Annotated in this window: 9 protein-coding genes; 3 read left to right on the top strand and 6 right to left on the bottom strand. The window is 56.0% G+C overall.

What is annotated here, in order from left to right; genetic code table 11:
* Positions 1–49: 49 nt before the first annotated feature.
* Entirely contained in the window at positions 50–2,101 is a 2,052-nt protein-coding gene (gene dcp, locus AC6I8L_RS09750) for a peptidyl-dipeptidase Dcp (RefSeq protein ID WP_058960501.1), read from the top strand.
* Between the two features lie 30 nt (positions 2,102–2,131).
* On the opposite strand, the gene hpxO is transcribed toward dcp, so the two are convergent.
* Entirely contained in the window at positions 2,132–3,289 is a 1,158-nt protein-coding gene (gene hpxO, locus AC6I8L_RS09745) for an FAD-dependent urate hydroxylase HpxO (RefSeq protein WP_058960502.1), read from the bottom strand.
* A 250-nt stretch (positions 3,290–3,539) separates the two neighbouring features.
* On the opposite strand from hpxO, the gene AC6I8L_RS09740 reads away from it, so the two are divergent.
* The gene (locus tag AC6I8L_RS09740) at positions 3,540–3,779 is read left to right on the top strand and encodes a hypothetical protein (protein WP_058960503.1); all 240 of its coding nucleotides are present in this window, start codon (positions 3,540–3,542) and stop codon (positions 3,777–3,779) included.
* A gap of 75 nt (positions 3,780–3,854) precedes the next feature.
* On the top strand, positions 3,855–5,105 hold the full coding sequence (locus tag AC6I8L_RS09735) for an acid phosphatase (RefSeq protein ID WP_058960504.1): 1,251 nt from the start codon (positions 3,855–3,857) through the stop codon (positions 5,103–5,105).
* A gap of 206 nt (positions 5,106–5,311) precedes the next feature.
* On the opposite strand, the gene AC6I8L_RS09730 is transcribed toward AC6I8L_RS09735, so the two are convergent.
* The 5 genes from AC6I8L_RS09730 to AC6I8L_RS09710 form a co-directional block, all read right to left on the bottom strand.
* Entirely contained in the window at positions 5,312–5,641 is a 330-nt protein-coding gene (locus tag AC6I8L_RS09730) for a DHCW motif cupin fold protein (RefSeq protein ID WP_058960505.1), read from the bottom strand.
* A gap of 67 nt (positions 5,642–5,708) precedes the next feature.
* Positions 5,709–7,196 (bottom strand): FGGY-family carbohydrate kinase, encoded by a 1,488-nt coding sequence (locus tag AC6I8L_RS09725; RefSeq protein ID WP_058960506.1) that lies wholly within the window; start codon positions 7,194–7,196, stop codon positions 5,709–5,711.
* Between the two features lie 60 nt (positions 7,197–7,256).
* Positions 7,257–8,096, bottom strand: coding sequence for a class I fructose-bisphosphate aldolase (locus AC6I8L_RS09720; RefSeq protein ID WP_058960507.1), 840 nt, complete (start codon positions 8,094–8,096; stop codon positions 7,257–7,259).
* On the bottom strand, positions 8,080–9,834 hold the full coding sequence (locus AC6I8L_RS09715; RefSeq protein ID WP_058960508.1) for a glycerol-3-phosphate dehydrogenase/oxidase: 1,755 nt from the start codon (positions 9,832–9,834) through the stop codon (positions 8,080–8,082). Before AC6I8L_RS09715 ends, AC6I8L_RS09720 begins: the two co-directional genes overlap by 17 nt.
* Positions 9,824–10,816, bottom strand: coding sequence for a sugar-binding transcriptional regulator (locus AC6I8L_RS09710; protein WP_058960509.1), 993 nt, complete (start codon positions 10,814–10,816; stop codon positions 9,824–9,826). Before AC6I8L_RS09710 ends, AC6I8L_RS09715 begins: the two co-directional genes overlap by 11 nt.
* Positions 10,817–10,822: the final 6 nt, after the last annotated feature.

Here is a 10,822-nt window from a genome sequence, read left to right as displayed (position 1 = left end):
AAGCATCCCGCCGCACCGGTTGCGGCGTTGCTGATTATCAGGAGCGATAATGACTTCACGAGCCAATCCGTTTTTCACCGTCAGTGCATTGCCCTATCAAACTCCGCCTTTTGACCTGATTCAGGAAGCCGATTTTCTTCCGGCGCTTGAAGCGGGTATTGAAGAGAAGCGTCAGGAAATTGCCGCCATCGCCACTAATCCTGAACCGGCTACTTTTGCCAACACCTATGAAGCACTTGAGCGCAGCGGGCAGTTGTTAAACCGCGTCAATCTGGTATTTGGTGCCATGACGTCAGCCAACACCAGTGATGTATTGCAGGAAGTAGACGAGCTAATCACGCCTAAACTCACGGCGCTAAATGATGAAATCCATCTCAACAGCCAGCTGTTTGCCCGTCTCGACAGCGTTTACCAGCATCGCGGCTCTGCCTGTCCGGATGCGGAATCGATGCGTTTGGTGGAAGTGACCTGGCAGCATTTCCAGCTGGCTGGGGCCAGCCTGAGCGACGCAGATAAAGACAAACTGCGTGCTTGCAATCAGGAACTCGCCACGTTGAGTACCCGTTTTGGCAATAAGTTGCTGGCGGCGACTAAAACGGGCGCGTATACGGTAAGCAGCGCGGCGGCGCTGGCGGGATTGAGTGAAGAAGAGCTAGCGCACGCCAAAGCCGCAGCGGAGGCGCGTGGATTGCACGGCGAATGGCTGCTGCCGTTACAGAACACCACGCAACAGCCTGCGTTGCAGTCACTGGAAGTGCGCGCCACGCGTGAAGCGCTGTTTAACCAGGCACTCACGCGTAGCGAACAGGGCGATGACAATGACACGCGCGCAATTGTACTACGTATGGCACAGCTGCGCGCAGAGCAGGCTAAGCTGCTCGGTTTCAATACTTACGCCGAGTGGAGCATGCAGGATCAGATGGCGAAAACGCCGGATGCTGCCTTTGCGTTTATGCGAAATATCGTCCCGGCGGCGCGAGCACGCGCTGAGCGAGAAGCGTCAGATATCCAGCAGATCATTGAACAACAGCACCACACTTTCCCGCTGCGCGCCTGGGACTGGAATTTCTATGCTGAACAAGTGAGAAAAGCTAAATACGCACTGGATGAGAGCCAAATCCGCCCGTACTTTGAGCTGAATAATGTGCTGGAAAAGGGCGTGTTCTGGTCCGCCAGCCAGCTGTTTGGCATCCGCTTCCAGCAGCGTCACGATCTGCCGGTGTATCATCCGGACGTTAACGTTTATGAAATCTTCGATGCTGACGATACGCCGCTGGCGCTGTTCTACACCGATTTTTATAAGCGTGATAACAAAAGCGGCGGTGCCTGGATGAGCAACTTCGTTGATCAGACCACGCTGCTGGGCACCAAACCGGTGATCTACAACGTCTGCAACTACACCAAACCGCAGGCTGGGCAACCTGCGTTGCTCAGCTGGGATGAGGTGATCACGCTGTTCCACGAATTCGGTCATGCGCTACACGGTTTGTTTGCCACCCAACGTTATCCAAGCCTGTCCGGTACCGCTACGCCACGTGACTTTGTCGAGTTTCCTTCGCAGATTAACGAGCACTGGGCCAGCGATGAAAAGGTGTTTGCCAACTATGCCCGTCATTATCAGAGTGGCGATGCGATGCCCGTGGAACTGCGTGAAAAGATGGTGCGCGCATCTAAGTTCAACAAGGGCTACGACATGACCGAACTGCTGGCGGCGGCGTTGCTGGATCTGCAATGGCATTCGCTGACCACGCAGGACAATCCGCAGGATGTCAGTCACTTTGAACTACAGGCGCTGGCGGCAGAGCACATCGCGTTAACCACTGTACCGCCGCGTTATCGCTCCACCTATTTCCGTCATATCTGGGGCGGCGGTTACGCGGCTGGTTATTACGCCTATATCTGGACGCAAATGTTAGCCGATGATGGTTATCAGGCTTTCGTTGAACGTGGTGGGTTGAGTCGTGAGAATGGCCAGCAATTCCGCGATCATATTCTTTCACGCGGTAACAGCAGCGATCTGCAACATCTGTGGCTGGCATGGCGTGGAAAAGCACCGGAGATTGGTCCGATGCTGAAGAATCGCGGTTTAGAAGAGGCGTGATAAGCAGGGCGCATGGTGTGCGCCCTGGCATTAACCCAACGGGCCACCTTCAATGGTGTCGCACATGCCGGCCAGCACTCGCTCGCCGGTTTCGTTTTTCAAATCGGCGTACCACGCAGCGGTGATTTCGGCATCTTTGGCATGCGTCACGTCGCAGCGTTTACGTGCTTTCAACACCAAATCTTTAGTGCGTTCCACGCGGCGCGCCTCGTAGCGCTGCAATCCATCTTCGATACCCAGCGAATGTGAGGCCAGCGTCTGCGCCAGCACCACCGCATCTTCCATCGCGGCGCAACCGCCCTGGCCGATATCTGGCGTGGTGCTGTGCGCCGCATCGCCGAGCAAGGCCACGCGACCTTTGACGAAACGGCTAAAGGGTTCAATGTCGTGAATTTCAACCCGATTGGTGGTATCGGGATTGATACTGTCGATCAGGCGCTGCACCGGATCGGCCCAGCCGCTGAAGTAATTCTTCAGATCCTGGCGCAGAGTGGAACGATCCTCGGCTAAGCCCTTGGGCAAAGGCACGTCGAAGAAGAAGTAAAAGCGGTTGCCGCTCACTGGCATCAGGGAGACGCGCTTGCCCTCGCCGACAAAGGTTGTCCACTGATCGGCTGGGGCGATGCTTTCATCTATGGTCACTAAGCCGTTCCAGTTAACGTAGCCAGCGTAGCGTCGTTCTACATGTTCTCCCAACACATAGTGGCGGACCACGGAATGCGTACCGTCAGCGGCGACCAGGAAATCGCCTTCAGCCTGACTACCATCATCAAACCAGGCGGTGACGCCGGTGGTGCTTTGCTCGACGTGGGTCACGCGTTTACCGAACTGAATGCATGAGCGACCATAGGTATCGATCAGCATCGCCTGTAACTCGGCGCGAGCGACCGGATAAGGGTATTCGCCAACTTGCTGCACCAGGGGGGACAGGCTAAAGCGGGTCAGGGTGCTACCACTGTGCGCATCGTTATAGGCCATAAACGCCATATTGCCGCCCAGTGCCTGCAGTTGCTGTTTCATGCCAAGCGCGTTCAGGCACTTTACGCCGTTGGGCCAGATCGAGATCGCCGCACCGACTGGCTTCATCTCTTTGACCGCTTCAAAAACGGCCGTATCGAATCCTGCTTTCTCCAGCGCAATCGCCGCGCTCATGCCGCCAATGCCCGCTCCAATCACAATCGCTTTCATCACTGTCTCCTTTGTCTACCTGATTACCCTTGCAACTTTCGTACCATTCGCTTTTCTTTGCAGTGATTTATTTAATTTATTGATTATTATGGGTTATCAGTAAATGTGCGTTGCGTAAGTTGCACTGATTTCGAGCAACCATTTGCACGGCGATGGGGCGGTAGAACCCGATCATGAATCAAATGTTCCAGCATGGCATTTGGCGGTGGAGAGGCCATACTGTTTAGAACCTTTTCGCGAGGAATTTCCCATGAAGTGGATAATGGTGTTGATGATGCTGTTCAGTGCGGGTGCTATGGCGCAAACCCAGTGGCAACCGGAAAGAAAAGCGCCCGTGGTGCAACTGACGCCGGTGGCGGCCAAATGCGATCTCTCGTCCTGCCAGCAAAACTGTTATGTACAGCAATCGCAATGCAAAAATGACAACGGCGGCGGCTGTGGATCGCTCGCACAAATTTGCGTACAAAACTGTTCGAACGAGTGCCGATAAATGAAATAAATCTGTCATAACAGGGTGCTAGCGTGTTTCCCCGGCAAGGTAATATTCTGATAACAGGGGAAAATAATGAAAACCCGCTATACACTGATTGCAACGGTTTTACTGCTCGCTCAACAGGCCCATGCGACAACACTGCCGCAGGCGGCCGCACTGGCTGCACAAACGTCTACCGGTTCAACCCCAGGCTATACGCAGCTGGAGCAACAGTCGTTGCAGGCTCAGCGCACCTGGCTGCAAGGCGACAGTGCGTCACTGAAACGTGAGCAACTGGAAAAAGCCAAACAGACCAGCACGCAGGCAGACAAAGCCTGGCTGAAAAGCAGTGGCTATGATTTCAACGTGAAGCAAAATCAGCAGGCTGGCATCGCGCTGTTATCAGGTTTCAGCACATTGCCAGACAGCGTATTGACGGCTAACCGCGCCACCGTGACTGATATCAACCTGAATGCCACGCAGAACGTGCGTCATCAGGCGTTGCAGGATGCGGAAGCGATCGGCTCGCTGTATTTCCTGTCTGACGCCATGGGTCCGCGTCTTGGTAAAGCCTTCATCGCGGCTTATGACAAAGGCGAACTCAGCAAAGCCGCTGCGCTGATTAAAGCCAGTGAAGTCAGCACCAGCGCTGCCAAAAAACACTTTAACTATCCGCGCCCGTTCCTGCATGAAGGCAATACCATCCATCTGGTACCCGATGATGTAGTGGTGAAAGACAATGTGCGCTATACCGCGGACGGCGGATCGTTCCCCAGCGGACACACCAATACCGGTTATACCGATGCGCTGCTGATGGCCGAAATGGTGCCGGAACGCTTTGAGGCACTGGTCACCCGTGGTGCGCGTTATGGATATTCGCGTCTGGTGTTAGGCGTGCACTATCCGCTGGACGTGATGGGTTCACGTATGGTGGCAGAGCGCAACGTGGCGACTTACCTCAACGATGCACGCTATCAGGTGCTGTTCAAAGAGGCGCGCGATCAACTGCGTGCCGCGCTGGAGAAGGAGTGTGGTACTTCATTGGCTGAATGCGCACGCACAACCGGCAAGGACGATCCTTACCGCGCGCCGGATATGAAGCAATTCTATCGTTTCACGATGAGCTACAATCTGCCAAAAGCCAATGTGAAAAACACGCCGATTCAGGTGCCGCAGGGCGCGGAGATTCTGCTGAAAACCGCGCTGCCTAAACTTTCTGATGCGCAGATTCGTCAACTGATGGTGAAAACAGCCTTGCCAAACGGTTATCCGCTGTCGGGCAATGCCGAGCAATCCTTCTGGCAGCGCGTCGATCTCACCGCCGCGTACAGCATGGCTAAGTGATCCTGACGCGGGCACTGACGTCGTCAATACGTCGGTGCCCGCAACTCACGGATTTGCGTTCTTGTTATGGAGATCAAACGCAAAGAGCGTAGAAAGGATTAACGCTGACTGCGGCAACAGCGGGATAGTCAGGACAAACGCACATTATCTTTTCAGACTACCGTATTCAGCATGATGATTCGCAGTGTATAGCCACGGCCCGAGAGCTAATCGACGATGAATAGCTTCGCACCGTACGTCGTGGAGGAACGATGTGCTTCGGCATTATCGGCAACCTGATAGCTCACGCCAGGCGTTAGGGTAAAAGTGCGGCCATCTTCCAGTTCGGTGATCATTTCGCCTTCCAGACACAGCAATATATGACCTTTGCTGCACCAGTGATCGGCGAGATAACCCGGCGAATACTCCACCATGCGCACACGAATATCGCCAAAACGCTGAGTGCGCCACAGCGCAAACCCGCTGTCGCCCGGATGTTTTTCGGTCTCGAGGGTGCTCCAGTCGGTAATGCCAAACGGTAGTTGATTGATCTGCACGACGCTATCCTTATTGAATTCGACGAGAACACAACATTACCGCCTGGCAAAAAAATAACCAGTGAATTCAACCGACTTCATGCCACATTTCGCTCATCGCCAACTCCAGCCTTTTGAACACCCGATAACGTGCATCATGAAACGCAAAGCGTTCCGGGCGTGGCTGTAACTCGCCGGGATTAAGGCGTACTGCTTGCTGTGCCGCCGTGGCCAGATCGGGCCAGACACCTACGCCGACACCCGCACAAAGCGCAGCACCCAGCGCGCCAGTCTCTTTGCACTCAGCCACGCGAATCGGAACGCCCAACACATCAGCAAACATTTGCGGCCAGATGCAGCTGCGCGCCGCGCCACCAGAAAGGGTCGCGTGGGTAAACGGAATCCCTGCTGCGCGCAAGCGATTAATGTGTGCGCGATGGGCAAATGTCACGCCTTCAAACAGCGCAAACAGCATATCTGCGCGCGTATGCCAGCCGCTCAAGCCATAAAACCCCGCTTTTGCGGGTTCAGATTTACGACCGGAATAGAGGTAAGGATGATAGAGCGGCAACTGCGGGTTGGGTTCAACATGGGCCACGGTATCACTGCTGTGAGCCGCGCCGTTGCCAGCGCGCCCATCATCAAACTCACGCAGGAACCAGTCGAGATTAGCGGCCGAGGTGGCGCTGGCTTCAATCGCCATAAAGCGATCATTTTCAATAATTGAATTCATAAACACGGGCCGCTGGTAATCCGGTTTATCGACCACCACCTGATTGATGCTCCAGGTTCCTGCGACGATAGAAGCCTCTCCGGTTTTCACCACGCCAGAACCAATGGCACTGGCCACCACATCAAAAATGCCGGCCACCACCGGAATGCCTGACGGTAACCCGGTGAGTTGCGCGGCGCGCGCGGTCACGTGTCCAACCACCGCACAAGACTCGCGCAGAGGCGGCAGCAGGTTAAGCGCCTCTTCAATGCCATACAGCGCCATCAACTCGTGGCTGTAATTGCGCTGTCGATAATCGATTAATCCGGCTCCGGCGGCATCGGAAACCTCAGCGCTGATAGCCCCGCAGAGGAAATGGGCGATGACATCTTTAGCACACAACAAATGGCCGATCTGCGCCCAGCGATCGGGCTGATGCTGTTTAATCCAGCTGATCAGCACGGGCGTGGCGGCGGGCCAGGGCTTCTGCAGCGAAAGTTGATAGATGGCTTTATCGGTACCGCTGGCTTCCAGGCCCTGCACGGTTTCGATGGCACGATGGTCGATGGATTGAATGCCGAACAACGGCTGCTGCTGCTTATCAAGTGCATACAGACCGTTACCGTGACCCGCCGCGCCCACGGCAATAACCTCATTCGCCGCGCTGCCCGCCTGTTGCAGGCAGCGCGTGACGGCCACGCTGACCCCGTGCCAGATATCTTCTACCGGACGCTCCGCATAACCTTCTTGCGGCTGGAGGGTTTCTCCCGCACATTCGGCAACCGACAGTACGCGGCCACTGAGATCGAACAGTACCGCTTTGATCATGGTGTTTCCGGCATCTATGCCGAGAAGTTGACTCATATCCGACTCCGATTCACAGACGAAGACGGCGCACCGCTTAAGCGCCGGTGCAGGTAATACTCAACCCTGCTGGTAAATGTCTAATGCGTCCGGGCCGCTAGCGCCCTGATGGATAATTGCCATCAGCGCTTTCACCACGCGTGATGGGTTATCGTGTTGGTACACGTTACGGCCATAAACCATGCCGCTGGCGCCTTGCGCCATCAATGCGGCGCTTTTGGCCAGCACCGGTGCCAGTTCGCCTTTGCCGCCACCGCGCACCAGCGTCGGACAGCGCGCCGCTTCCACTACGCGGTGAAAATCTTCCACGTTCTCCGTGGGGTCGGCTTTGATGATGTCGGCGCCGAGTTCACGCGCCAGACGCACCAGCGGCACGATTTTCTCTACATCACCGAGCGAACCGTAAGCCGCGCCTTGTCCTGCCGGCGCCATCACCAGAGGTTCGATCATCAGCGGCATCGCATAGCGATCGCACGCCTGACGCAGGCGGCCGATGTTCTCCACGCACATACGGAAAATGCCGGGCTCATCAGGGATCAGATAGAGATTCACCACCACCGCAGCCGCGTCCATTTGTAACGCGGCGAGGATTGGCTCATCCGGGTTGTGCAACACCGCCCACATTTCGCGATGGCGCGCCGCGTTATAGGCGTTGCCGACATCCGTGCGCATCACCAGCGCCGGTTTTCGTCCCGCGACCTGCTGCAACAGATCGGCCTGGCCGTAATTCACCTGAATGGCATCCGGCTGCGCGGCGATCAGGTTCTCCATCACACCTTCGATGTTCTCTAACCCAATCAGAAAGTCGGGCTCATTCGCAATACCGTGGTCGATAGCCACATCAAGGCACTTACCGTGTTGAAACAGACGATTCATGCGGACTTTATTGCTGACTAACATGGCGTGTTTCCTCCTGGAAAAGAGTGGGGTTGAGATCGGTCAGGCCGTGCTGTCGCGCCAGACTGGCGCAACTGCTTTGCAGATGGTTTTGCAGTTGAGTGGCGTTCCAGCCGCGCAGGTCAGCCATCAGTTGAGCAATTTCGGCCACCAGTGAGGGCGTCAATTCGCCGCAAATCGCCAGCGACGTGCGGCGCACCAGCAGGTCTTCAAGTTGCTGAACCTGCTCATGCTCAATAAGGTAACAAAGTTCCAGCGCGCTATACCCCGCATGATGCTGCAGCGGCTGCTCCCCCTGTTGCTGGATCAATTGCAGGATTGGCAGGGTGCGGCTGCCATAACGGCGGACTAACTGCGATACGCGGGACAAGGGCAGTGAATGCAGATGCGCGAGTTGGGCTAGCCACGCGGTTTGCCCGGAAGGTGCAGGGAAGTCACGTCCACCGCCGATGGGCAGATCGCCGCTCGATATTCGGCGCTTTTCTCCGATCAGACGCAATACCCGATCCGCGGCCTCTTCACCAAACTGACGAAAGGTGGTCCATTTGCCGCCGACCAGGCATAGCAAGCTGTAAGCATGTGCGGCATCAGGCGGCAGCAGCACCAGCGAGTGATTGCGCGAGATTTGCCCGTTAACTTTGGCGTTGCTGGCCGGAAGCGGACGCACACCGCAAAAGGTGTAGAGAATCGACGATTCCGGCACCACGACGTCAGGAAAAACAAAGCGCAGCGACTCAAGAATGTAGGCTTTTTCCTGCTCTTCACACACCACGCTATCGGGATCGTCCACGCGGATATCCGTGGAACCGAGCAGCACTTTGCCAAACCACGGAAACATAATGCAGACGCGGCCTTCCTGGTTTTCGAAATAGACCATTTCCCCATCGAGCATCTGTAACAGTTTGGGGTGATCAATGATCAAATGCGAACCCTTGGTCCCGCCAATCAGTTTGGTGAAATGTTCCGTGGGCGCCAGACGCTGATTGAGCTGATCTATCCACGCGCCGCCGGCATTCACCAATACATGCGGCTGCATTGTAAAATGCTCACCGCTGAGTGCATCCTGTAACGTAACGGATTCGCCATCGGCGCTCACCAGTTGCAAATAATTCAGCGCCAGTGCCTCCGGACAAGCACGCTCGGCATCTTCAATCAATTCATAACCCAGTCGTTCCGGTGCACTGATCCAGGCATCGTAGTAGCTGGCGCTGTATTTCACCCAGGGGGCAAATCCTGGCCAGCGGTCGCGCGTGGCTGCCTCACCGCGCACCTGATGTTTGGGCATCGATCCGTACTGCCTGGTGTAGACATCGTAGAGACTGAGGCCAGTTTTGATCAGCAGAGCGCCGCGGCGTGTGGGTTTGTCGCTCAGACGCAAAAAACGCCGCGTGGCATTGAGCAGTCCGCCGCCGAGGTTGTCGATCGGGACGGTGGTACGCAGCGGAAAAACATAGTGCGCCGCGTTTTTCAGTAGCCGGTCACGCTCCATCACCGACTCTTTGACCAGCGTAAACTCGCCGGTTTCCAGATAGCGCAGTCCGCCGTGGATCATACGAGACAGCGCGCCGCTGGCCGCCTGGCACCAGTCACCTTTTTCCACCAGAACCGCCGGAATACCCTGCAATGCCAGTTCGCGAAAGGTGCTGATGCCGTTGATGCCGCCACCGACAATCAGCACTGGTGTCGTGGTGCGTTGTCGTAAAGCGCTGAGTCGCTGCTCGCGTGTTGCATTATTCTCCATGGATTGCTCCCCGGCTCTTGGCCATTTCGAGTACGCCTGCTGCGGTGGATTCGTCGGTGACCATGCCTTTTAGCCACTGGCCTTGCAGCGCACAGTGGATGGGATCCACTTTGTCGCGTCCGGCCACCACCGCCATAGAAAAGGGAATACGTTGTAGCTCCGATAAGGTCAGCCCAACCAGCCGCTGATTGGCGTCAAACGGCGCGGGCTGGCCTTGTGCATCGAGTAACCAGGCTAGCAGTTCGCTGCGTGCGCCACTGGTTTCGATGCTGGCGGATGCATGACGAGCTGCCAGATTCAAATCGTAGTAGCTGGAACTGTCGCTGTGAATAGAACCAAGACCGACCACTGCCAGCGTAGCGTTACGCGCTTTATCCAGCACCCGGTCTACGGCACTGATTCTCATCAACATGTCACGTTCAGCAGCAGAGTCAGTGAAGAGCGGGGCATGAATCTGCCAGGCATGGCCGCCAAGCCGAGCCGCCATTTCAGAGGCAACATGATTCACGTCGGTATAGTGCTTTCCTTGCACGCAACCCAATGCAGGCACGACCTGAACATCGTATTTGCGCGAAGGATGCAGTGCCTCCACCAGAGCGCTCACGCCTTTGCCACCGGTGAGCGCAATAACGTCGCCATCTTTCAGACGTGATAGCAAATAATCCGCCGCCGCCGCGCCCACCATCTGTAAATTCTGCTCATCACTGCGCGCGACATTGGGTGCCACCACCACCTGTTGCAGTTGACCCCATTGCTGCAGTTCACTTTCGAGTTGGTGGGCCGACAGCCAGGGCGATTTAATAGTGATTTCCACCATGCCGCTCTCTTTGCCCTGACGAATCAGGCGATTCACGCTGGCGACCGACAACCCGGTTTCCACCGCAATCTCCGACTGCTTTTTGCCGTCGAGGTAATACATCACCAATACCTGATAGATCTGGCGTGCACTGTGAAATGCTGGATGTTCGCTGGCGAATTCCATCGATGA

This window comes from Type-E symbiont of Plautia stali, from assembly GCF_059731115.1.
Note: the sequence above shows the minus strand (reverse complement) of the source record. Positions and strands in the feature narration are given on the sequence as shown.

Excerpts from the sequence above, each read along its gene's own strand:
- dcp (WP_058960501.1), top strand. The coding sequence starts at position 50 with ATGACTTCACGAGCCAATCCGTTTTTCACCGTCAGTGCATTGCCCTAT.
- hpxO (WP_058960502.1), bottom strand. The coding sequence starts at position 3,289 with ATGAAAGCGATTGTGATTGGAGCGGGCATTGGCGGCATGAGCGCGGCG.
- AC6I8L_RS09740 (WP_058960503.1), top strand. The coding sequence starts at position 3,540 with ATGAAGTGGATAATGGTGTTGATGATGCTGTTCAGTGCGGGTGCTATG.
- AC6I8L_RS09735 (WP_058960504.1), top strand. The coding sequence starts at position 3,855 with ATGAAAACCCGCTATACACTGATTGCAACGGTTTTACTGCTCGCTCAA.
- AC6I8L_RS09725 (WP_058960506.1), bottom strand. The coding sequence starts at position 7,196 with ATGAGTCAACTTCTCGGCATAGATGCCGGAAACACCATGATCAAAGCG.
- AC6I8L_RS09720 (WP_058960507.1), bottom strand. The coding sequence starts at position 8,096 with ATGTTAGTCAGCAATAAAGTCCGCATGAATCGTCTGTTTCAACACGGT.
- AC6I8L_RS09715 (WP_058960508.1), bottom strand. The coding sequence starts at position 9,834 with ATGGAGAATAATGCAACACGCGAGCAGCGACTCAGCGCTTTACGACAA.
- AC6I8L_RS09710 (WP_058960509.1), bottom strand. The coding sequence starts at position 10,816 with ATGGAATTCGCCAGCGAACATCCAGCATTTCACAGTGCACGCCAGATC.